Origin of the sequence: Microbacterium thalassium, from assembly GCF_014208045.1 — a bacterium.
Taxonomy (GTDB): domain Bacteria; phylum Actinomycetota; class Actinomycetes; order Actinomycetales; family Microbacteriaceae; genus Microbacterium; species Microbacterium thalassium.
This window is the reverse complement of the sequence record NZ_JACHML010000001.1, coordinates 3,558,185-3,581,779: the sequence shown is the minus strand read 5'-3', so window position 1 is coordinate 3,581,779 and position 23,595 is coordinate 3,558,185. Positions and strand designations below refer to the sequence as shown.

Sequence of the window (23,595 nt, the reverse complement as noted above, 5' to 3'; positions counted from 1 at the left end):
TCTAGAGTGTGGGACAGTACCCGTCTGGGAAGGGGATCACGATGGCGGAGCTGCCCGATGTTCGCTTCCTCACCGTGGCCGAGGTCGCGGAGCTCATGCGCGTCTCGAAGATGACCGTGTACCGCCTCGTGCACTCCGGCGAGCTGCCCGCGGTGCGCTTCGGCCGCAGCTATCGCGTGCCCGAGTCGGCCGTCACCGAGGCCCTGCGCAGGCCCATTGCCGATGTCGGCTAGAATGGTCCGAGGCATTTTTCGCATCTGCCCGTTCCCGGACGCGTAACACACCGTCCAGACCCCTGACTTAGCGAGGTTTCCCGTGGGTTCTGTCATCAAGAAGCGCCGCAAGCGCATGGCGAAGAAGAAGCACCGCAAGCTGCTTCGCAAGACTCGCCACCAGCGCCGCAACAAGAAGTAAGCGGCTCAGACACCAAGCGCCTGTCCCTGCGGACGGGCGCTTCGTGTTTCTCCGGAAGTTGCGCGCGGGCGGGAGCCGTGTTCGCCGGGCGGGCGGATTGGCCTCCGCGTGGGCTCGGCCGCTAGCGTGTGGCTTCCGTGAGGACGACGGCGCCGGGTCGCCGTGGCTTCGTGCCAGACGTCGTGGGCTGAGGATGAGAGGCAATGACGGAGCGCACCGTTGCGAGTGACCGGATTCCGGGAATGGTCTCGTTCGCGCGCGCCCTGGGGTGGCTGCCGCTGCTCGTCCTCGCACCCGCATTCGCCGCGGGATGGGACGCGGCACACGCAAGAGGAGTGGCGGTCGAGGTGTGGGTCGCTCTCGTGGTGTGTGCCGCGGGCCTGCTCTACGTCGCGGTTCGAGCGTTGGTGATCCGTATCGAGGTGACGGCCGACACTCTCATCGTCGTCCAGTGGTACCGGACGATGCGAATCCCGCTCGAGGACATCGAGTCCGTGTTCTCGATGGGGTACGTCGGGATGATCAACTGGGGTGGCATCGGTCCCTCGCTGGGTCTCAGCGCGACCATCAACCTCGCCATTCGGGCAGGGGATCGGCTCAGGATGATCCCCCTCAATGTCACGCTCTCGCTGGGCGGATTCGCGGACCGCAAGGTCGCGCGGTTTCGCGAGGCACTCGCTGCACGAGGCCGCGTCGTCCGCTGCGACGTCCCCGAGCACATGACGTACTGACGGCGCGGCGTTCGAGCGGTAGCCCTGCTGGTGCAGGAGGGCAGTGACCGGGCGGGCGACGATCGCCGCGATTCCCGATCCCCGATACGGTGGAGTTCCTCGCACGAGCGGGCAATGAGAACAGGGATGGCGGATGCCGTGATGGGCGCTTCGCCAAGGCCGACATCGAGCGCGCCGGATCGGGGCCCTACACCGGCTGGCTCTTCGTCCTCGGCTGGACGGTGTTCGGGGGAAAGCCGCGAGGCCGGGCTCGTAACGATCGCGATGAACGACGGTCGCGAACTGTCGCTGGCGGGAACCATCACGATACGGCGTACCGCGCGGAAGCAGGCGGCGTCGCTCAACGGCTGGCTCGGGATCGAACGACCGCGCAGGGCTTGGCGTGCGGCGCGGCGGGAAGCGCCGGTCGAAGGACGCGGAGTGACACGAGGTCGGGCTCGCCAGTGGGTTCGAGCGCTGCGGAGGCCTCCCGGGCGGGAGGCGGAGCAAGGGTGATGAGTGCATGACCCGAAAGTGGTCGCGAACCGCTGATCGCTCAGCCGGATCGACCGAGGTCGAAGAGGCGGACGCGTGACCAGAACCCGCCTGACGACAGGGGCGATGCTGCGCAGCATCGCCGTCGGGTTCGGCCTCGGCGAGCTCGTCGTCGTAGGCGTGGCGTTCTGGCTGTGGACCGACGTCGCGCCCTGGGTCGCCATTGCGCTCCTCGCCATCGCCGGGCTGATCGGCGCCGTGTTCGGGTACGGGGTCGCGATCGCGCCTCGCGGGCAGACGTCGCCCAGCCTCGCCGCCCCGGAATCGCAGCGGACGCGGCGACGCCGAGTCCGCGGGCGCCCGGCGATCGACTGGCTGTCCTTCTGGGTGTACGCCGGTGGCCTGCTGCTTGTCGGCCTGGCTGGGTTCATCATCCTCGTGGTGCGCGAACTGCTGCCGCCGGGGTGATCGGATCGATGCACGGGGCCAGGGATCTGTAGGGTGGTGTCTCCCGTGAATACCGTGAACCTCGAGTCCCGATCGAAGCCGCGGCGATGGCCCTGGGTGCTCGGCATCGCCGGGTTCGGTGTGTTCGTCGTCGTGCAGCTCGCATTGGCGACCGTGAAGCTGGCACAGGCGGGTTCCGTCGTGATTTCGCTGTCGTTGGTCGCCGTGCTCGTCGTGGCGGTCTCGGTGGTCCTCGCGCTGTGGCTCGGAGTGCAGAACCAGAGCGTGCGGCTCGCCGTTCTGCGCCGGCGCAATCCTCACTCCGTCGTCCTGCCCATGATCCATCCGGAGAAGCTGACGGACACCCTTCGGTGGCTGGGCTACCGTGGCCCGCGGATCGGGAACTACTTCGTCGCCGTCGCCTCGGAGCGAGGGATCGAGTTCTGGAAGGGCGGACGCGAACCAGAACTGCGATACACGCTCCCGAGAGAGCTCATCGTCGACGTACAAGTCGGCGAGGGTATCGTCACGCGGCCCATCGACGTCATCAATGTCGTCGTGCCCGACGAGAAGTGGGGCCACGTCATCGTGAAGATGTCCCCGTCGAAGGAGGGGTGGCGCCTGCCGTTCTCTCGTCTCGATCGAGACGACATCGGTGAGCTCGCGCACAGGATCGCGCGTGAGGTTCTCGCCGACGAGGCCAGACGATGAGCGCCAGTTGCGAGAAGGGTCGTCGTGCCGTGAATTGCAGACCCCGGTCTCGCGGCCGGCTTGTGAACGGTGCCGTCGTCGTCGGCCTCGGTGCGCTCGTGGCGGGAGGCCTGACCGGTTGTGCGGACGTCTCGCGCATTTGCTATCCGATCCCCAGCGAAGTGATGGACGACATCGCATCCAGGGCACCGGGCCTCGAACCCATCGTGGGCTCGGGTGTCGCCAGCCCGCGGAGTGACAACTTCATCTACATTGCGATGCGATTCTCCGTCGACGGCAGGGTCGATGAAGGAGTCTGGGGGGATTACTACGGCGAGGTCATCGCCATCGATGACGTCGCGCGTGACGTGAGCGACTGGCCGCAGCAGCTCGATGACGGCCTCGCGCGCGACGACGCCCGATCGATCGATGATGCCCGGCACTGTCTGGCCCAGTCCTGACGGAGGTCGGGCCGAGTCGCCGCCCGGAACTCAGCCGTCGCCGTCGCCCCCGTCGCCGCTGCCCTCGCCGAGGTTCCCGGTGACCTCGACGATGTTGTGGGCCTGCGTGAACTGGCGGTGGCGCTCCTCGGCCTCCGCCGAGCCGCTGAACATGCCCTCGCGCTGCGCCTGCGGGCGCGGGGTCCGGAGTTCATCCGTTCCCGAGTCGAGCAGCATGCGCTGCACCGGCAGGGCATAGGGCGCCTCGGTCTGCACGAACTCGATGAGCTCCTCGCGGACGATGCAGCGCAGGTCCCAGAGCTTCCCGGAATCGGGGGCGCTGATGAGGATGCGCACCTGGACGAGTCCGCCGGTGGCATCCGTCGCCTGCACCACCTGCGTGCGGCCGTCCCACAGCTCCGTCTCGCCGAGGATCTTCGCGAGCCGTTCGCGGATGCGCCCGATCGGGACGCGCCAGTCGACGTCGAGCTCGACGGTGCCCAGAACCTCGGCCCCGTGGCGCGTCCAGTTCTGGAACGGCTGGGTCGTGAAGTACGTGCACGGGAGCACCAGCTTGCGCTGATCCCAGATGTCGACGACGACGTAGCTCAGGGTGATCTCGCCGACGCGGCCCCATTCGCCCTCGACCACGACGACGTCGTCGACGCGCAGGGCGTCGCTGAAGACCAGCTGCACCCCGGCGAACATGTTCGACAGGGTCGACTGGGCGGCCAGGCCCGCGACGATCGACGCGATGCCGGCGGAGGCCAGCAGGGAGGCGCCGATCGTCTGGACGGCGGGGAAGCTCAGCAGCGCCGAGGCGACGACGATGATGATGATGAGCGCGATCGCCAGGCGTCGCAGGATCATCACCTGCGTGTGGATCTTGCGCGCCGAGCTGTTGTCCTCGACGTCGACGCGGAATCGCTCCAGCATGAGGTCGGTGCCGAACATCACGAGCGCGATGAGGAGCCATGCGAGCACCGCCATCGCGAGGATCGCGAGCATGTGGGTGACGAACGGGCGGCCGGCATCCTCTTCGGGGTACGCGATCGCCACGGCCGCCCAGACGCCGATCATGAGCACGAACCACCGGAACGGTCGCCGGGCGCGGCGGGCCAGTTCGTCCGGCCAGCCGTACTTGCGCGCGAAGAAGCGGATCACGTAGGTGATCACGATCATGACGGCCAGGGCGACGCCCAGGCTGATCGCCGAGACGATGATGAAGCTCAGCCAGTCATCCCACACGGTGTCTCCTCCTGAGGTCGGGGCGGCGGATGCGGAAAGGGGAACGCCCAGCCTGATGGAGACTCCGGAGCGGATGCAAATGCACAGCCGGTCTCACGGGCGAATCTAGGATGACTCTGTGACGACTCTCACCCTCATCGGCAAAGACGGCTGTCACCTGTGCGACGTCGCGCGCGAGGTCATCGAGACGGTCGCGATGGACCTGCCCGAGAATGCCGTCGAGATCGAGGAGCTGTCGATTCTCGAGGATCCGGCGCTGTACGAGCAGTGGTGGGAGAAGATCCCGGTGGTCCTCATCGACGGCGAGTTTCACGCCCACTGGCGCGTCTCGCCGGAGCGTCTCCGGGCCGCGCTGGATGCGGCCGGCTGAGCGCTACGCGGATTCGGCGCCGTCGGCGAGCGGCAGCCACATGACGCCCAGCTCGAAGCCCGGGGCGAGGGCGACGGTGCGCTCGAGCTCGGCCCCCATCGCCTGGTAGAACCCGATGGCCATCGGGTCCGAGATGATCCGCATCCGCTCGTTCCCCGTGGTGCGCGCGCGGGCGACCGCGTGATCCCACATCCGTCGTCCCAGCCCTCCGCCGATCGCTTCAGGCTCGAGGAACATGTAGGTCAGATCCACGGCCGCCTCGATCGGCTTGAGGCCGTAGTACCCCACGGTCGTGCCGTCCCCCGACGCGAGCACCCACGTGTCGTTGTCGCGGATGTACGCGGCGGTGATCGCATCCTCGGCGCTCATCTGGGCGATGAGGTCCGGATGGTTCGTCGGGTGGCCCCAATGGTCGAGCGATCGCAGGGTGAGCGCCCACAGCGCATCGGCTTCGGCGGGGTCGGCGGGGCGGAAATCCAGGTCGTCGGCGGCCATATCTCCTCCTGTGCCGCCACCCTAGCGACCGCTCAGGGCGCGAGGCGAGTGGGCCCGCGGAAGAGGTAGGTGACCTCGCGGATCGAGGACTCGCCCAGCAGCAGCATCAGCAGGCGCGCGAGGCCCATGCCGAAGCCGCCGTGCGGTGCGACGCCGTAGCGGAAGAAGTCGAGGTAGTGCTCGAGACCCTCGAGCTCGAGGCCCTTCTCCGTCGCCTGCTCCTCGAGCACGTCGATGCGGTGCTCGCGCTGCGCGCCGGTGGTGATCTCGGTGCCGCGGTAGAGCAGGTCGTAGCTCTTGGTCATCCCGGTCTCGGGGTTGCGCATGTGGTAGAACGGCCGGATCCCGGGGTGGTAGTCCGTGATGAACACGAAGTCGTGGCCGTAGGTCTCCTTCACGTGCGCGCAGATCTGGCGCTCGCCCTCGGGGTCGAGGTCGCCGTCGGTGCGCGGGATCTCGTAGCCGCGCGCCTCGACGATCTCGTGAGCCTCGGCCAGCGGGATGCGAGGGAAGGGCAGCGTGGGTACCTCGACGGTGAGACCGAAGAGCTCCTCGATCTCGTCGCCGTGCTTCTCCTTGACGGCTGTGAGCGCGGTCGCCAGGAGCTCCTCCTGCATGGCGGCGACGTCCTCGTGCGAGTCGATCCAGCTGATCTCGGCGTCGATCGAGGTGAACTCGGTCGCGTGGCGGCTGGTGAAGGACGGGTCGGCGCGGAAGGCGTCGGCGATCTCGAACACCTTGCCGAACCCGGCGGCCTGCGCCATCTGCTTGAAGTGCTGCGGGCTCTGGGCGAGGTAGGCCGTCTGGTCGCCGAAGTACTCGAGCTGGAACAGCTCGGCGCGCGACTCCGACGGGCTCGACATGAGCTTCGGCGTGTGGATCTCGATGTAGTCGCGCTCGACCCAGTAGGTGCGCATCGCGTGCTCGAGGGTCGTCTGCACGCGGAAGATGAGGTTGTTGCGGCGCTGGCGCAGGTCGATGAAGCGCCAGTCCATGCGCTTGTCCATGTGGCTGTCGGCGGCGATGGGCGTCTCGGGCAGCGCCTCGGCGGCGACATCGAGCGTGCCGATCTTGATCTCGACGCCGCCGAGCTTGACCCGCTCGTCGTGCTTGAGCACGCCGTGCACCGTCAGGAACGTGCCGTGCGTCATGGCCGAGATCATCTCGGTCAGCGCGAGCGCCGCCCGCTCCTCGTCGGTGGCGTCCTCGCCCACCTCGCGGGTGGCGGGGTTGACCAGCTGCACGGCGCCGGTCTCATCGCGAAGGATGACGAACTGCACCTTCTTCTGATCGCGGACCGTCTCGACCCATCCGGAGACGGAGACCGGACCGTCGGCGAGACCCTGCAGCTGGTTGACGAGGACGCGTTCACTCACGGACGTCTATCCTACGTTGCCCGGAAGCCTCCTCCTGCGGACAGGCTGGGGAACGCACCGCGGGCGCCGCCCGGCGCCACACCAAGCCCACAGCATGGTGCGCGTACCCTCGGAGCATGACGACGCCTGCCACGACGCCGCCCCGGACCGCCGCTTCCGTTCTGCGCGCGGTCCCGGCCTTCCTGCTGAACGCGCTGCGCGGCGCCCTCATCGGCATGGCCGAACTGCTGCCGGGCATCTCCGGCGGAACGATCGCGCTCATCACGGGCGTCTACGAGCGCCTCATCGACTCGGCATCCGCTGTCGTGTCGGCCGTCAAGCGCCTCGTCTTCGGCCCCGACCGCCGGGCCGGGTTCGGCGAGGAGCTGCGGCGCGTCGAGTGGATGCTGATCGTGCCGGTCATCGTCGGCATGGGCGCGATGGTGCTGACGCTCGCGGGCTTCATCGAGGGCCTGGTCTCCGCCAACGCCGAGATGGCGCGCGGACTGTTCTTCGGCCTGGTCGCCGCGAGCATCATGGTGCCGCTCCAGCTCATCCCGCGCGCACGGCGCACCGCGGGCGCGCACGTGGGGGGCGCGGCCGTGTTCGTCCTCGCCGCCGCCGGCGCGTTCTTCTCGGTGGAGTTCGCCGCGGGCGCGATCGAGGTCGAGCCGCCGCTGTGGGTCGTGTTCTTCGCGGCGATGGTCGCGGTGTGCGCGCTCGTGCTGCCCGGTGTCTCGGGATCCTTCTTCCTGCTCGCGATCGGCCTGTACTCGCCGACCCTCATCGCGGTCGACGAACGCGACCTCGCGTACCTCGGCGTCTTCGCGGCCGGTGCCCTGGTGGGCCTGGTGACGATCGTGCGGCTGATGAAGTGGCTGCTCGACCACCACCGCCGCCTCACGCTGATCGCGATGGCCGGCCTCATGCTCGGGTCTCTGCGGGCTCTGTGGCCGTGGCAGACGCTCCCGGCGGGCGAAGATCACGGGGTCGGCACGCTGACGGCCCCGTACGACCCCGTGCTCGGCCCGGTCGTCCTGGCGGTCATCGGCGCGGCGACCGTCCTCGTGCTCGTCGCCGTCGAGCGGCGGCTGCAGCGTCAGGGCGCTCCCATCCAGGTCATCGCGGACGAGCCCGCCCCGTTCGCCGAGCAGGTGGAGGTCGACGACGCGGGTTCCGCGGAGCCGGCCCCGGATGCCTCGGCGACCTCGGCTGAGACCGACGCCGCGGCTGAGACCGACGACGCCGGTGCCGAGCAGCCGAAGCCGACCACGCGGGCCGAGCTGCGACGCTCAGCCCGAGCACAGAACACGCGCACGTAGACTGTCCTGGTGCCCGCCGACCGCCTTCATCTCGTGCGCCATGGGGAGGTCCACAACCCCGAGCGCGTGCTCTATGGACGGCTCCCCGGCTACCGGCTCAGCGACGACGGCCGCCGCATGGCGCGGCAGGCCGCCGAGTACGTGCAGTCGCTCGAGCGCCCGGTGAGCACACTCGTGTGCTCGCCGCTGCAGCGCACGCGGGAGTCCGCCGAGCCGTTCACCGAGCTCTTCGGTCTCGAGCCGCGGGTCGACGACCGGGTCATCGAACCCACGAACGTCTTCGAGGGGCGCCGCATGAAGCGCGCGCTGATGAACCCGCTGAACTGGCGGCACCTGCGCCGGCCGTCGCGGCCGAGCTGGGGTGAGCCGTACGCGTCGGTGATCGCGCGCATGGACGCGGCGATGACCGACGCATGGGAGTCGGTCCCCTCGGGCGACGTCGTGATCGTGTCGCACCAGCTGCCCATCTGGATCACGCACCTCGCCGTCGCGGGCCTGCCCGCCAAGCACGACCCGCGCCATCGCCGGTGCGCCCTCTCGAGCGTCACCAGCTTCGAGAAGGTCGACGGCGTGTGGCGCGAGCAGAACTACGCCGAGCCGGCGACGACCGCCGGCTCCATCGATGTCGGAGCAGTATGACGTCCCTGACCCGCCGCGCGCGTGCCGCAGCATCCGCCCTCGCCGCCCTCGCCCTGACCGCGGGGATCGCCGGCTGCTCCTCCGACCCGCTCGCCGAGCAGTACCGCGCGGGCGACAACAAGGGCTTCATCGCCGCGGACGGCTTCCGCGTGGTCGAGATCGCCGCCGACGACCGCGGTGAGCCGGTCGAGTTCACGGGCGTCCTCGACACCGGCGACACCGTGACCGCCGCGGACTACGAGGGCGACGTGCTCGTCGTGAACTTCTGGTACGCCGGCTGCGCGCCGTGCCGTGCCGAGGCGCCCGAGCTCGAGGCCGCGTACGCGGACCTCGACGGCGAAGCCGTGTCGTTCCTCGGCGTGAACATCTACGACGGCGCGGACGCCTCGCTCGCGTTCGCCGACACCTACGGCATCGAGTACCCGAGCGCGCTCGCGACCGTCGACGGCTCGATCAAGCTCGCGTTCGCCGACGAGACGCCGCTCAACGCCGTCCCCACGACCCTCGTCCTCGACAAGGAGGGCCGCGTCGCCGCGCGCATCATCGGGCGCCTCGCCGACGCGTCGATCCTCACCACGATCGTCGACGACGCGCTGGAAGAGTCGTGAACCCGGTCGACGCCGTCGCCGACGGCTCCCTGCTGATCGCGATCCCGATCGCGGTGCTCGCCGGCCTCATCTCGTTCCTGTCGCCGTGCGTGCTGCCGCTCGTGCCCGGCTACCTCGGGTTCATCGGCGGAGCCGTCGCGCCGCGCCCGGCCGCTCCCGAAAGTCGGAGAATCGCGCCATCGTCGGAGGATTCGGGTGAGAACCTCCGACGAAGCGTGGAATCTCCAACGCAAGACGCCGCGGTGGCGACGGATGCCGCCGCCCCCACGCGCGGCCGCCTGCTGCTCGGCGTCGTGCTGTTCATCGCGGGCTTCACGGCCGTGTTCATGGCCGTCGCGATGCTCGGGGGCACGCTCGGACGATTCCTGCTCGAGTACGCCGACATCATCACGCGCGTCCTCGGCGTCGTCATCATCGCCCTCGGGCTCGTGTTCATCGGGGTCTTCGGGCTCGCCCAGCGCACCGTGCGCCCGCAGGTGCGCTCGAGCGCGGGTCTCATCGGCGCGCCGCTGCTGGGCGTCGCGCTCGGCATCGGCTGGACGCCGTGCATCGGCCCGACGCTCGCGGTGATCCTGGGCATGTCGTTCGACCAGGCCTCGGCCGGCCGCGGCGCGCTGCTGGGCCTGGCGTACTCGCTCGGTCTCGGCATCCCGTTCATCCTGATCACGCTCGGCTTCGGCTGGGCGACCCGCTCGGTCGGGTTCCTGCGCCGCCACATCCGCCTCGTGAACCTCATCGGCGGCGGCCTGCTGATCGTGCTCGGCCTGCTGATGGTCACCGGCGTCTGGACGGCCATCATGTCCCAGTTGCAGGGGGTGTTCGCCAGTGTCCCGCTCCCGCTCTGACGACACCGTGACCGAGCCCGCCGAGGAGTCCCTGCCCCTGCGCCCGGCCGATCACGCCGAGAGCGCGGATGCCGCTCCCGCCGCGGCATCCGACATCACCCAGCCCGCGCTCGGGCTCGCCGGCTGGGGCCGCTGGGGCTGGCGGCAGCTGACGTCCATGCGCACCGCGCTCGTGCTCCTGCTGCTCCTCGCGATCGCTGCCATCCCCGGCTCCCTCGTGCCGCAGCGCAGCGCCGACCCCAACGGCGTCACGCAGTACTACGCCGACAACCCCGACCTCGCGCCGGTGCTCGACACGCTCCAGCTGTTCGACGTCTACACGTCGGTGTGGTTCTCGGCGATCTACATCCTGCTGTTCATCTCGCTCATCGGCTGCGTCATCCCGCGCACGCAGCACCACCTCAAGGCGCTGCGCTCGCGTCCGCCGCGCACGCCCGCACGGCTGTCGCGGCTGGACGCCTATCGCTCGGCCGAGACGGAGTTCGCCGACGACGAGGCGGCGACGGATGCCGCATCCGCCGCCGTCGACCGGGCGCAGAAGCAGCTGCGCTCCTCGGGCTACCGCGTCGAGCGCTACGACGGCAGAGGCGCCTTCTCGGTGTCGGCCGAGCGCGGCTACGCCCGCGAGACCGGCAACCTGGTGTTCCACACGGCGCTCATCGGCGTGCTGATCTCGGTCGGCATCGGCGGCGGCCTCACCTACACCGGCCAGACGGTCATCATCGAGGGACGCACGTTCGTCAACTCGCTGCTGGACTACACCTCGTTCAATCCCGGACGCTTCGTCGACGAGGAGCAGCTGTCGCCGTACTCGCTCACGCTCGACGAGTTCTCGGTGACGTACACGCCCGCGGGCGAGAACGGCGCCGGGCAGGCGGGCGACTTCGTCGCGCACCTCACGACCCAGGTGCCCGGCGAGGACGCGCAGTCCGGCGAGGTGCGGGTCAACCACCCGCTCGAGATGGCCGGCGACCGCATCTACCTCATGGGCAACGGGTACGCCCCGACCGTCACGGTGCGCGACGCCGAGGGGACGGTCGTCTACTCGGAGTCGGTGCCCTTCCTGCCGCAGGACACGAACATGACCTCGCTCGGCGTCATCAAGATCCCGGACGGCCTGAGCGAGCAGCTGGGTCTCGTCGGCTTCTTCTACCCGACGCAGGTGGCGCTGGACACCGGGGCGTTCACGTCGGGCTACCCCGACCTGATCCTGCCGATCCTGTCGATCAACGTCTTCTCGGGAGACCTCGGCATCGACGGCGGCATCCCGCGCTCGGTGTACGCGCTCGACACGAGCGACATGGAGCGGCTGACCGGCGGCGACACCGGCGTGGACTCGATCCAGCTCGCGCCGGGCGAGACCGCCGAGCTGCCGAACGGGTACGGCACCGTCACGTTCGAGGACGAGTCGCCCGCCGGCGCCTCCGGCTACGAGGAGTCGGTCAAGCGCTACGTGTCGCTGTCGATCCACCGCGACGCCGCGGCCGCGTGGGTGCTCGTCTTCGCCATCATCGCCGTCGCCGGGCTCCTGTCGGCGCTGTTCATCCCGCGTCGACGCATGTGGGTGAAGGCAAGCGTCGCCGGACGCATGCTCCAGCTCGAATACGCCGGCCTCGCGCGCGGCGAGGACCCCGCGCTCGACGACGCCGTCGAGCAGTTCGCCCGCACCCATGCTGCGGGGGCGGATGCCTCCGAGCGCGGCGCCGAGGCGTCCCGAAGCCCTGATCCGACGGCCCCGAAAGTAGACTGACACGCATGCCGGATTCCGCCCTCTCGCTCGACTCGGTCTCGGTGCTGCTCGTGTGGACCGCGATCGCGATCTACGCGCTCGCCTTCGTCGCGTACGCCGTCGACCTCGCCAGTCGCAGCGCATCCGCGGCCGAGCGCCAGGACGCCCACGTCCGCGAGCGTGAGCTCGTCGGCGCCGCCGTCGGCCAGCTCGAGCGGATGCGCGCCGAAGAGCGTGCCGCCGGTGAGGCGGTCGAGGCGAAGCCGTCCGCGCGGACCCGATTCGTGTGGGCGCGGATCGGCACGTCGCTGACGACGCTCGCTTTCCTGTTCCACCTCGCCGGCGACATCACGCGCGGCATCGCAGCCGGCCGCGTTCCGTGGTCGAACATGTACGAGTTCTCGTTGACGGGAACCGTGCTCATCGTGGCCGTCTACCTCGCGGTGCTTCTGCGGTATGACCTGCGGTTCCTCGGCTCTTTCATCACGGGTCTCACGGTGCTGCTGCTGGGCGGCGCCACCCTCGCGTTCTACGTCGAGGTCGTGCCGCTGGCAGACCCGCTCAAGAGCGTCTGGCTCGTCATCCACGTCTTCGTGGCATCGCTCGCGACCGCGCTGTTCGCCCTTGCGTTCGGCCTGTCGGTGCTGCAGCTCATGCAGGGCCGCCGGGAGCGCCGGATCATGGCCGCCGCGGCCGCCGAGAGCGCCGACGCGCCGGCGAAGACCGGCCCGCGGTTCCTGCGCACGCTCCCGAGCGCCGATGCACTCGAGTCGCTCGCGTACCGCTTCGCGATCATCGGCTTCATCTTCTGGACCTTCACGCTCATCGCCGGCTCCATCTGGGCGAACGACGCGTGGGGCCGCTACTGGGGCTTCGACACCAAGGAAGTGTGGACCTTCGTCATCTGGGTCCTGTACGCCGGCTACATCCACGCTCGCGCGACGCGCGGCTGGCGCGGTGCGCGCTCGGCGTGGCTGTCGATCATCGGCTTCAGTGCCGTGATCTTCAACTTCACGATCGTGAACATGTTCTTCAAGGGCCTGCACGCCTACTCCGGCCTGAGCTGAGGGCCTCGAGCCGTCGCAGCGGACAGATTCCTCCGGTATTCGTCGTGTCCGGGCAATTCACGACACACCCTTGCGCGCGCCCGGGAGCGGGTCTAGCGTGACGCCCGTCGCCACCGGAATGCCTCTCGGGACACGAAGGCGACGACTGGGGTAGCTGGGACCGACTTCTCGGGGGAGGGGCGGTATCAGAGAAGCGATCGCTTGCTCTCACGTGTTCGACGACGATCGACGGGACGAAGCAGACGAACATGAGATCCGCGGATCGGCGGCGCTCGGGGGGCGCCGGCAAGACCGCACTCGCTTTCACGGTGAGTGCGAGTCTGGTGGTCGCGCTCGCCGCGGCCACACCGAGCTTCGCGGTCTCTGCGCCTCCGCCGCAGGCCGAGGCGTCCGCTCCCGCGGATGTCGTTCCGGGCTCGTTGCCGGCCGAGACGGAGTTCACACTCGAGGTGACCGTCGTCGGGGCTCCCGACGACAGTGAGATCGTCGGACAGCCGGCCTTCCTGGATGTGCGGCCGTTCGAGGCCGACGCGACGGCGGATGCCGAAGCCACCGACGAGGGCGCCACGACGCCGTCAGAGCCCGTGGCGGAACCGGCTTCCGCGCCGGAACCTGAGCCTGCCCCGGAGCCCGAGCCCGCGCCTGAGCCCGCGCCAGCCCCTGAGCCGGAGCCTGAGCCCGCGCCAGCCCCTGAGCCGGAGCCTGAGCCCGCGCCGGAACCTGAGCCGGCGCCTGCTCCGGAGCCTGCGCCGGAACCGGAGCCCGCCCCTGCTCCCGAGTCCGCAGCCGAAGAGCCCGTTCCCGCGCCGGAGACGGAATCCGCGCCTGAGCCGGCCGCCGAGGAGGACCCGGTCGCCGAGGACACCGCGGCTCCGGCGGACGCTGCCGCGGCCGAGGACGCGTCAAGCGGGGACGGCGCGGTCGCCGAGCCAGGCGCCGGCACCGCGTCCGACGTCGGTGCTGAAGGGACGACCAGCGAGCCCGATCCCGGGGCGACCGAGTCGGAAGCCGGGGCGGGGACGGCCCCGTGGTCGATCGCCATGGACACGACCTCGGCGACACTGACGTTCGGCGCCGGAGGCACGGCGACCTACGGCGGCGAGTCCCGCCCGCTGGCGGAGACGTCGTCGATCAGCGTGGTCGGCACGACCGGTGACGACACGTTCACGATCGACTTCGGTGGGACCGACCCCGGCACGTTCATCAGCTTCGACGGCGGCGCCGGCTTCGACACGCTCGTCACCGCGAACGCGCCGGCCGGCTTCGCGTCCTACCCGACAGACGGGACGTCGGGAACGCTCGTCGTCGGGTCCACGACGGTGTCCTACACGGGCATCGAGCCGCTCACCAACACGGGCGCAGGCGGCGACGTGGTCTTCGAGCTCAGCACCGATGACGATGAAGCGGTGCTCGAGGTCGATCCGGGCGACAGCAACCTGCTCCGCCTGCGCAGCACGAGCACCACGCCGACGTTCGAGACGCATTCGTTCACGAGGCCCACCGGTGCCGGTGAGCAGCTCAGCATCGCCGGCGGCGACGGCCATGACTCGCTGACCATCCAGGGACCGATCAATCTGGGCCTCGCGATGTTCGTCGCCCTGTTCGAGCAGATCTTCGTCGACGGCGCGACCATCGACGCCGGCTCGGTGCAGTTCACCGCCGAGGAGACGAACAACGACGGCGTGCCGCTGAACGTCGGCGACTGCACCGACTTCGACGACTTCTCGATCACCGGATGCATCGACCATGACGCCGAAGCTTCCATCGTCGTCGACGGCGGGACCATCAACGCGGGCGACGTCACGTTCACCGCGACGGCGACCGTCGTGCCCGACACGTCGGCGGCCACCGCCTACGCCGTGCTGGTGAACTCCACCGCCGAGATCGACGTGCGCGGGACGTCCCAGATCAACGCGACCGGGAACTACACCGCGAACGCCTCCTCGGTCGTCGGACCCTTCACCCTCGACAAGCAGTACGGCGACGCGGCGATCATCTTCTCCGACGCCACCACGACCGTGAGCGACGATGCGGTCCTCGACGTGGACGGCACGGTCGCGATGACAGCCACCTCGACCGTCGACGTCGGCGCGACCCCGGGGGCCGATGCATCGAAGTCCGAAACCGACGGATCGGGCAGCTTCGACGCCGCCGTCGCGATCCTCACGGTTTTCGCGGGCGCGGTCGGCAAGATCACCGGAAACGCACGCGCCGTCGTCGATGGCGGACTGGGGATCACCGCGACCAACACCGCGACGCTCAACGGCGTCGGCGACGCGACGGATGCCACCAGCGGCGCGGGCATCGCGGTCGCGTACCTGTCGCAGACGACCGACGCCGCGATCGACTCGACGAACGCGACCGGCACCACGGCGGCATCGCTGACCATCCTCGCCGACCAGACCGCGAACGTCACCGCAACGGCGAAGGCGGGCCAGCAGGGAGCGTCCGCGAACAACAAGAACGCGAACGGCTCCGAGCGCGGAAACGGCCAGGCCAGCACCGACGACGGCAGCATCGGGATCGCCGGCGCGCTCGGGCTCGCCATCGTCGAGACGGCCACGACCGCTCGCCTCGCAGGATCCACGGTCTCCACGACCGGCACGCAGTCGGTCACGGCGCAGGCGATGAACACCATCGCCGCCACCGGCGACGGCAGCACCAAGACGACGGGATCGGGCTTCGGCATCGGAGTCGGCATCCTCGTGGCGAACCTGTCGACCCAGGCCTTCGCGGACGGCGGCGACCTGAACGCCGACGGCGGCTTCACCTTCGCCGCACGCGGCCCGGCCAGCGGCGACTCCGTCTTCACCGCGACCGCGGTCTCGGGTGCGAAGGGCACCTCCGACATCGGCGTGGCGGGGTCGCTTGCCGTGAGCAAGATCGACGCCGTCACCCGCGCCGACCTGCGCGGGACAGGTCTCTCGTTCGACGGCAGCGATGTCGGACTCGACGCCCGCGGCAGCCACAACAGCACCGCCAGTGCGACCGCGAAGCAGGACGGCACAGGATCGATCGGAGGCGGCGCATCGGTCGCCCTCACCCTCGTCGACGCCGAGGTCTTCGCCGGCGTCGCCTCGGGGGCCGCACCCACCGGCATCGACGACCTCACCATCGACGCGACCGGACTCGATGAGGCGCTCACCGAGACCGAGGGGGGCGCATCCGGCGGAACCACCGCGACCATCACGGGCGTCGGCAGCATCGCGATCCACGACGTGCGCACCTCCGCGAGCATTCTGGACGCGGTGGCGCCGCTCATGCTCGGCGGCGCACTCACCGGCGGCGCCCACCAGACGGCCAAGGCCACGACGACCGCCACCGGCGCGACGGCGGCCGGATCGGGCGCGACGCTCGGAGCGACGGTGTCGATCGCCGTCACGAGCGCCGAGCACATCGCGGATGCCTCGATCGCCCGCGACGTCACCGCCGGCGGGAACGTCGCGATGACGGCCGAGGGAACCTCGACGACCGCCACGACGGCTGAGGCGAGCGCCGACGGGGCACCCGACGAGTCCGCAGACGCCTCGGGCAAGAACGCCAACGAGAAGGCGGACGCCAAGGCCGCCGACGCCGGGTCGAAGACCGCCGGCGGCGCCGGAGCGGGAACGTCCACGCCCACCGCCGAGAACGAAGACGGCACCGCGGTCACCGTCGCAGCCGCGATCGCGTTCAACATCGTGCGATCGGTGACCACGGCCGAGCTCGCCGACGGAAGCAGTGTGGTGACCACCGGCACGGTCTCGTTCGAGACCGAGAACAACACCGATGCGTCGGCGACCGCGAAGGGAACGGCGACCGACTCGTCGTCGGTCGGCATCGGTGCCGCCCTGGCGGTCAACAAGGTCGAGCTCGTCAACCGTGCGACGATCGGCGTCGACTCCGGAGTCGAGGCGACCGGCTTGACCGTCTCGGCGACCGTGCGGGATGTCTCGGGAGATGTGACCCACACGTTCGCTGCGGATGCCGAGGCCGGTGCGGCGAACGCCGCCGGAACGCTCGGGGTCGCGGGTGCGTTCGCGATGAACATCGTCGACGAAGAGACCACCGCCGCGATCGATTCCGACCCGGTCAACACCCCGCACCCCGGCCCCGACCCCCTGCAGGGAGTCGTGCTGACCGGCACCGGGAACCTGTCGATCACCGCCGGCTCCAAGAGCAGCGACAAGGCCTCGGCGAAGGCAGCCCAGTCCGGAGACGCGACCGTCGGACTGGGTGCCTCGCTCGCCCTCAACCTGCTGACGCGCATCGTGTTCGCCGGGATCTCGCAGGTGACCGACCCGACACGCGGCCCCCCGGTCACGATCACCGGTGACCTGAGCATCACGGCGGACCAGGACGTGACGCTCACGACGGAGGCCGAAGCCGGCGGCGCCTCAGGAACCGTCACGATCGTCCCCGCGATCGCCATTACCCTGGCAACCCTCCACTCGAGCGCGTCGATCGGCGCATCCGCCTCCGCGCTCACCGCAGACGACGTCGAAGCCCACGCGAAGCAGACGGTCAAGGCCACCACGACCGCCAAGGGATCGACCGTCACCGGCTCGTCCGCGGGCATCGGCGTCTCTCTCGCACTCGCCGTCCTCGACGACACCATCGCCGCCGCGCACAGCGCACGCGACATCACCGCGACCGGGGACGTCGAGTTCACCGCGGAGCAGCGCGTCGACGCGACCACGACCGCCGAGGCGGCGACGAAGGGCGCCGACCCCTCCGAGGGCGGCGACCAGCCCGGCGGCAAGGACGTCAACGAGAAGGCCGACGACAACCTCGAGAAGGCGAACACCAAGAAGGCCGCCGAGACCGGCACAGGCACGAGCACGAGCTCGACGCCCAAGGCCGCGACCGAGGACGGCGGCGGCGACTCGGTCTCGATCGCCGGAGCCATCGCGATCGCCGTGATCGGCAGCACCGCACACGCCTGGTTCGCCGACGGGATCACCGTCGGCTCCGGCGGCACCGTCACCCTCAAGAGCCTCGCCGACACCGACTCCACCGCCGAGGCCCGCGGCGACTCCGCGAGTGACGGATCCGTCGGCATCGGCGCGGGGGTGGCCGTGCAGGACGTCTCGATCGTCAATCTCGCCGAGACCGGCGACACCACCATCACCGCGGTGGGGCTCGTGGTCTCCGCGGGCATGCGACTCGGTGACACCGACGACATCGTGCGCCGCTGGAACGGCAGCGGGTGGGACGTCGTCGAGGAGGGTGCGCAGCTTCCGGGGCCTTCGAAGAACGACACCTGGTTCGTCACGACCGATGACGGAGACGGCGGCGATGACGGCCTCTACACCTTCGACGGCTCGAACTGGAGCAACACCACCGACGTCAGCCTCACGGGAACCGTGGCAACGCTCCCCGGCGGTGCCAGCGACGGCGACTACTATCTGCTCACGAGCAAGCGCGAGGGTCACCCCGCGGGCAGCGTATGGAAGCGCGAGTCCGGCTCATGGGTGTTCGTGACGAAGTTCACGACGAAGACGAAGGCGCAGCTGCCCGAGGACGAGATCGAAGAGGACACCTGGTTCCGCCTCACCGAGGCCGACGGATCGAACGTCGCCGGCTTCTACAAGCGCAACGACCAGCACCAGTGGATCCACCAGCCGTCGGCCACTCTGGGGTCCGGGGACGAGCTGCCGGCCTCCCCGTCGACCGACCAGCTCTTCCGGCTCTTCGAGCACGAGGTCACCACCACGGCGCGCGCCGGGGCCAGCAAGGCGAGCGACCTCGGTGTCGCCGGCGCCGTCGCCATCAACCTCCTCGACAACGCCACCGAGGCGGTCGTCTCGGCGAGTGCATCCGCGACGCTGACGTCTGCCGATGTGGTCGTCGCCGCCCGCAGCAACGAGCGGGACACCGCCACCGCGACATCGCTGGCGAAGGTCGGCAGCGCCGTCGGCATCGGCGCCTCGGTCGCGCTGCAGATCATCGACGGAAGCACGGTCCGCGCCGAGGTCGAGGACACGGCGGTGCTCACCGGCGGCTCCAGCCTGCAGGTGACCGCCGACGGGTACCGCGAGCTCATCACGAAGGCCGAGGGCGGCACCGAAGGCGGCACGGCCATCACCCCCGTCGTCGCCCTCGCGATCAGCATCGACGACACGGTGCTCGCACGGCTCGGCACGGCGGGCGCCGGGTACGTCGGCACGGGCGGTGCAACGGTGCACGCCACCCACACGACGATCGCGCACACCGAGGGCAAGGCGGATGCCGCGGGCGAGGACGCGGCCGTGGGTGTGGACCTGGCGATCAACGCGATCGTGGACTGGGACACCCTCGCCGAAGTCGCGCGTGATGTCACCGCCGACGCGGTGAGCGTGCTGGCCACATCCGTCATCGACACCGAGGCGAAGTCGGTGGCGAGCGCCTCGGGCGCCGACGACAGCACGCAGGACGGCGACGCGGCCGCCGACGACCAGGTCAACGGATCCAACCCCAACACCGGCGCGACACAGTCGAAGACCGGGTCGATGCCCGACTCGAAGAACGGCACCGGAGGCAACGGCGCGAACGCCGCCGACCAGAAGGCCTCCGACGAGAGCGGAGCCAGCTCGAGCGGCGGCGGAGACACCACCGCGATCGCCGCCGCCGTCGGAGTGAACTGGGTCGTCGCCGTCAGCACGGCTCGCATCGTCGACGGGGCGACGGTGGTCGCGACCGACGGAGCGGTCACGGTGCGCTCGACGTTCGCCGCGAGCGCGAACGCGTTCGGTCTCGGCTCCGCCATCGACCTCCAGAACGACGGGACGCGCATCGGCGCGACCATCGGCCTCAACGTCCAGGACCTCACCAACCGCGCCCGCATCGGCGACGCGACCGTCAACGGAGACGAGGGCGTCTTCGTCGAGGCACTCGTACCCGACGACCAGTGCGACGACGACGAAGACCGCCCGTGCAACTCGTTCATCGTCTGGAGCTTCGCCGCCGCCGGCGGTAAGAGCACCTCGGTGGCCGGCACCGTCACCGTGCAGATCCTGCTGCTCACGACCGAGGCCGTCATCGACGCCGGGGCGGACATCGATGCTCCCGCCGGCGGAATCACCGTGCGCGCGACCCAGGCCCTCGGCGTTCAGAACCTCGCGATCGCCGGTGCGCTGTCGACCGGCTCCGAAGCGGCCATCGGCGCATCGTTCGCCGTCAACTACGTCGAGATCACCACCACCGCTCACATCGACTCGGGCACCGCGCCCGCCGATATCACCCGCACCGACGCCTTCGGCGCCACGCTGGTCGAGGCCGAGACGCTGTACGTCACCGTCGCGCCCGACGTGCCTGGCCCCATCGACATCGAGTGGCCCGAGGTGACGTCGGTCGTCGTCGCCGGCGGTGCGAGCAACAGCGGCGCCGCCATCTCGGGCGCCTTCCTCGTCGACATCCTGAGCTTCGACACCCGGGCGTGGATCGGCAACGGCGCACAGGTCAACCAGACGATCGCCGTCGGCGGCTCCGGGCAGGACGTCACCGTCCACGCGACGGACGAGATCGAGGTCGTCAACATCGTCGGTTCTCTCTCGATCAGCCTCAGCTCGGCGAGCGTCGGCATCTCGGTGATCGTCTCGGTCGTCAACTCGAACGTACGGGCCTGGATCGGGTCCAGCACCGACGTCCGCGGCGGCGGCACAGTGCTCGTCGAGGCCGGCGCGACCGAGGACTGGCTGCAGCTGGCGGTGGCCGGCGGTGTCAGCGGCGGATCGGCGGCGGTCAGCGGCGCGGTCAACGTCTTCGTCTTCAACCAGGGGGGTTCCGGACCCGTCACCCGCGCGTTCATCGGCTCGTCGAGCGTGGTGCGCGGCGACCAGGGCGTCTCGGTGCTCGCGCACCGGGCGATGGAAGCGGATGTCGCCGCGGGCAACCTCGCCATCGGCGGGGGCAGCGCCGGCGTGGGCGCCTCGGTCGTCGTCATCGTGCGCGACAGCGTGGTCGACGCCTACGTCGGCACGGGCACCGAGATCGACGCACGCGGTCCGGGACTCACCGTCTCGGCCGTCCAGTCGGGCGAGTCCACGTACATCGCCGCGGGCGGGGCGGGCGGTTCCACCGCCGGTGTCGCCGGATCGGTGACGGTGAACGTCACGAACGACACCACCACCGCCCACCTCGACGCCGGGGTCGTGGTCGTCGCACCGAGCACCCACGTCACCGTCCTCGCTCAGGACACGACGTCGATCATCGGGCTCGCCGGCGTCATCACGATCGGCGGCACCGCCGGTGTCGGCGTGGGCGTCGATGTCGAGGTCGTCACGAAGACCACGCGCGCGTGGATCGGCAACGACGTCGACATCGTCGGGTCCGGCAACCTCACGATCGACGCCATCTCGAGCGAGCACATCACCTCCGTCTCGGTCGGCGGCGGATTCGCGGGCACCGCGGCCATCAACGTGAACGCCGCCGTCTCCGCGGTCACCGTGACGACCGAGGCCTACATCGCCGACGGCACGAGCGCCTCGAACCGTGCCGAGATCGCGATGGGCGGCAGCATCCGCATCGCCGCCGACGAGACGCTCGTCATCAACGTGATCGGCGGGAACATCTCGATCGGCGGCAGCGCCGGCATCGGCGCCTCGGTCGCCATCCCGGTCACGACCAAGAACACGCATGCATGGATCGGCGACTACGCGAGCGTGAGTGCCGCCGGCGGCAACACGCTGACTGTGTCGACCGGTGACTACAGCGTCGAGACGAAGGACATGCGGTTCTCGCCGGGCGACGTGAACACCGGCGCGGACACCATCACGCTCGCCGGCCACGGCTTCGAGAACGGCGACGTGGTCCAGTACGACCGCGGCTGCGACTCGGCGCCCGGGTGCGCGGCGGCGGGCGGACTGGCCCATGCCGGCACGTACTACATCGTCGGCGCGACGGCGAACACGTTCCAGGTCTCGGAGACCGAGGGCGGCGCCGCCGTCGACATCACCTCTCAGGGCTCGTCGACCAACCAGCGGTTCTTCCGGTCCGACCAGGCGAACGTGCTCGAAGACAACACGCTGCGCTTCAACCCGACCGGCGCGGTCGACGAGGGCGGCGACCGCATCAACCTGCCGTACGACCTGCTGCTCGACAGCGGCACGCCCATCGCCGATGATGACCCGCTCGTCTACAGCGCGGGCGGCGGCACGCCCATCGGCGGCCTCGTCGACGGCGGCACGTACTACTACAAGAACGATGGGGGCGGATGGTTCCAGCTCCTCGACGCCCGCAGCACGGAGGGCGGACAGGTCGTCGATCTCGGGACCGGCTGGACCGGCAAGTCCCACAGCCTCGTGCCCGGCGGTACGGCCCCCGCGGGCGATGCATCGGCCATGGGGCCGCGTGACATCACGGCAGGCAGCGAGACCGGATTCCGAGGAATCGCCGTCACCGCGAACAACTCCGACGACGTCGGCGCGTTCGGCATCGCCTTCTCGGGCGGCGGCGCGGCAGGTATCGGCGTCGCCGGCGCGATCGCCGTCAACAGCGCCAGCACCTCTGCGCACATCGGCGCGAACGCGCGCATCAACTGCGCGACCCTGTGCACCTCGAATGTCACCGGCGCGAACATCGGACAGTCGGTGCGCGTCGCCGCTGCGAACCAGTACTACGAGCTCGGCATCGCCGCCGCTGTCGGTGTCGGCGGCGGGGCCGGGATCGCCGTTCCGGTCGCGGTGCGGGTCGTGAACCTCGACACCTTCGCCTACATCGGCAGCGGTGCGTGGGTGAACGCCCGCAACGACATCGTCGTCTCGGCGGACGGCAGCGACACGATCGTCTCGGTCGCCGCCGGCGCAGGCGGCGGCACGGTGGGCGTCGCGGGCACCCTCTCGGTGACGGTGCTCAACGTCAACACCTTCGCGTGCACCGGCACGCCGGGCGGCTCGGACGCGTGGGAGTGCACCGGCACCGGAGCGACCCTGCGCGCCGGTGACAACGTCGTCGTGTCGGCCGATGACGACACCCGGATGCTGCTGATCACCGTGGCCGCCGCGGGCGGCCTGGTCGGGGTCGGCGCGGCAGTCGGGGTCGCCGTGCTGAACAAGAACGTGAAGGCGTACCTCGGCACGGGCGGCACGGTGGACGCGCTGGCGGGCGGCGACCCGATCAGCGGCGTCTCGAACGGGACGGTCGGCGGCACGACGAGCGCCCACGGCGTCATCGTGCGGGCCACCTCGAGCGAGGACGTCTTCGGCCTCGCGCCGGCCGTCGGCGGCGGGTTCGTCGGCGTCGCGGGCGGCGTCGCGGTGACGCTGCTGACGATCGTCGTGCAGGCCCGCATCGACGGCGGCACCGTGAACGGGCAGGCGGGCGCGTCGAGCGGGCAGGACGTCCACGTCTCGGCGACCGACGAGTTCACGTCGCTGACGATCGCGGGCGGCATCGCGGGCGGGTTCGTCGGCGTCGCCGGGGGCGTCGACGTCGGCGTCGCGAACATCTCCGTGCAGGCGATCCTGGGTCAGTTGTCGACCGTCAACGCCGCCGATGACGTGCACGTGTACGCCGTGTCGTCGAAGGACGTCAGCACCTTCGCGGTCAGCGCCGCCGGCGGGTTCGTCGGGGTCGCGGCATCCGTCTCGGTGTGGTCGGTCGGCACCGAGAGCACGGGTGACTACCACGCGGCCGACGGCGGCAACTTCAAGGGCGAGTGGAATGCGGGGACGGAGTACCTCGAGGGCGACGTCGTCACGTACAACGGCTCGCGCTACTCGGCCAAGGTCGACTCCCCGGTGATCGGCAGCAACCCCGCCGCC

17 protein-coding genes (1 of these 17 running past the window's edge) are annotated in these 23,595 nt (G+C 70.1%); 14 read left to right on the top strand and 3 right to left on the bottom strand.

Features of this window, described 5'->3' with window-relative positions:
* Positions 1-41 precede the first annotated feature (41 nt).
* The 6 genes from HD594_RS16555 (at position 42) to HD594_RS16530 (ending at position 3,217) form a co-directional block, all read left to right on the top strand.
* Positions 42-233 carry a helix-turn-helix domain-containing protein gene (locus tag HD594_RS16555; RefSeq protein ID WP_184752180.1) on the top strand — a complete coding sequence of 64 codons (192 nt, stop codon included), beginning with the start codon at positions 42-44 and terminating at the stop codon, positions 231-233.
* A gap of 82 nt (positions 234-315) precedes the next feature.
* Positions 316-414 (top strand): 30S ribosomal protein bS22, encoded by a 99-nt coding sequence (locus HD594_RS16550; RefSeq protein WP_003792170.1) that lies wholly within the window; start codon positions 316-318, stop codon positions 412-414.
* Between the two features lie 203 nt (positions 415-617).
* Complete coding sequence (locus tag HD594_RS16545; RefSeq protein WP_184752178.1) at positions 618-1,145, top strand: hypothetical protein; 528 nt, start codon at positions 618-620, stop codon at positions 1,143-1,145.
* Between the two features lie 570 nt (positions 1,146-1,715).
* Complete coding sequence (locus HD594_RS16540; RefSeq protein ID WP_184752176.1) at positions 1,716-2,087, top strand: hypothetical protein; 372 nt, start codon at positions 1,716-1,718, stop codon at positions 2,085-2,087.
* 45 nt (positions 2,088-2,132) lie between these two features.
* Complete coding sequence (locus HD594_RS16535) at positions 2,133-2,777, top strand: hypothetical protein (RefSeq protein ID WP_184752175.1); 645 nt, start codon at positions 2,133-2,135, stop codon at positions 2,775-2,777.
* A gap of 62 nt (positions 2,778-2,839) precedes the next feature.
* Positions 2,840-3,217 (top strand): hypothetical protein, encoded by a 378-nt coding sequence (locus tag HD594_RS16530; RefSeq protein ID WP_184752173.1) that lies wholly within the window; start codon positions 2,840-2,842, stop codon positions 3,215-3,217.
* A 30-nt stretch (positions 3,218-3,247) separates the two neighbouring features.
* Here HD594_RS16530 and HD594_RS16525 read toward each other — a convergent pair whose 3' ends face one another.
* Entirely contained in the window at positions 3,248-4,444 is a 1,197-nt protein-coding gene (locus HD594_RS16525; RefSeq protein ID WP_184752171.1) for a mechanosensitive ion channel domain-containing protein, read from the bottom strand.
* A gap of 118 nt (positions 4,445-4,562) precedes the next feature.
* Here HD594_RS16525 and HD594_RS16520 point away from each other — a divergent pair, with 118 nt between their 5' ends.
* A complete protein-coding gene (locus tag HD594_RS16520) occupies positions 4,563-4,814 on the top strand; it encodes a glutaredoxin family protein (protein ID WP_184752169.1) in 252 nt (83 codons plus the stop codon).
* A 3-nt stretch (positions 4,815-4,817) separates the two neighbouring features.
* Here HD594_RS16520 and HD594_RS16515 read toward each other — a convergent pair whose 3' ends face one another.
* On the bottom strand, positions 4,818-5,309 hold the full coding sequence (locus tag HD594_RS16515; protein WP_184752168.1) for a GNAT family N-acetyltransferase: 492 nt from the start codon (positions 5,307-5,309) through the stop codon (positions 4,818-4,820).
* 32 nt (positions 5,310-5,341) lie between these two features.
* Positions 5,342-6,685 carry an aspartate--tRNA(Asn) ligase gene (gene aspS, locus HD594_RS16510; protein ID WP_184752166.1) on the bottom strand — a complete coding sequence of 448 codons (1,344 nt, stop codon included), beginning with the start codon at positions 6,683-6,685 and terminating at the stop codon, positions 5,342-5,344.
* 116 nt (positions 6,686-6,801) lie between these two features.
* On the opposite strand from aspS, the gene HD594_RS16505 reads away from it, so the two are divergent.
* From HD594_RS16505 to HD594_RS16475, 7 genes are all read left to right on the top strand, one after another.
* Entirely contained in the window at positions 6,802-7,986 is a 1,185-nt protein-coding gene (locus tag HD594_RS16505; protein WP_184752164.1) for a DUF368 domain-containing protein, read from the top strand.
* A 9-nt stretch (positions 7,987-7,995) separates the two neighbouring features.
* Entirely contained in the window at positions 7,996-8,625 is a 630-nt protein-coding gene (locus HD594_RS16500; RefSeq protein ID WP_184752162.1) for a histidine phosphatase family protein, read from the top strand.
* On the top strand, positions 8,622-9,233 hold the full coding sequence (locus HD594_RS16495; protein WP_184752160.1) for a TlpA family protein disulfide reductase: 612 nt from the start codon (positions 8,622-8,624) through the stop codon (positions 9,231-9,233). Before HD594_RS16500 ends, HD594_RS16495 begins: the two co-directional genes overlap by 4 nt.
* Positions 9,230-10,078: a cytochrome c biogenesis CcdA family protein gene (locus HD594_RS16490; protein WP_184752158.1), complete on the top strand. Its 849-nt coding sequence runs from the start codon at positions 9,230-9,232 to the stop codon at positions 10,076-10,078. The genes HD594_RS16495 and HD594_RS16490 overlap by 4 nt, the downstream gene beginning before the upstream one ends.
* Positions 10,059-11,828, top strand: a complete 1,770-nt coding sequence (gene resB / locus HD594_RS16485) for a cytochrome c biogenesis protein ResB (protein ID WP_184752156.1) — start codon at positions 10,059-10,061, stop codon at positions 11,826-11,828. The genes HD594_RS16490 and resB overlap by 20 nt, the downstream gene beginning before the upstream one ends.
* 5 nt (positions 11,829-11,833) lie before the next feature.
* Positions 11,834-12,874, top strand: a complete 1,041-nt coding sequence (gene ccsB, locus HD594_RS16480) for a c-type cytochrome biogenesis protein CcsB (protein ID WP_184752154.1) — start codon at positions 11,834-11,836, stop codon at positions 12,872-12,874.
* 248 nt (positions 12,875-13,122) lie between these two features.
* Positions 13,123-23,595: the beginning of a Calx-beta domain-containing protein gene (locus HD594_RS16475; RefSeq protein WP_184752152.1), read on the top strand. The gene runs 18,444 nt beyond the window's last position; only the first 10,473 of its 28,917 coding nucleotides appear in the window; it begins with the start codon at positions 13,123-13,125; its stop codon lies beyond the right edge, outside the window.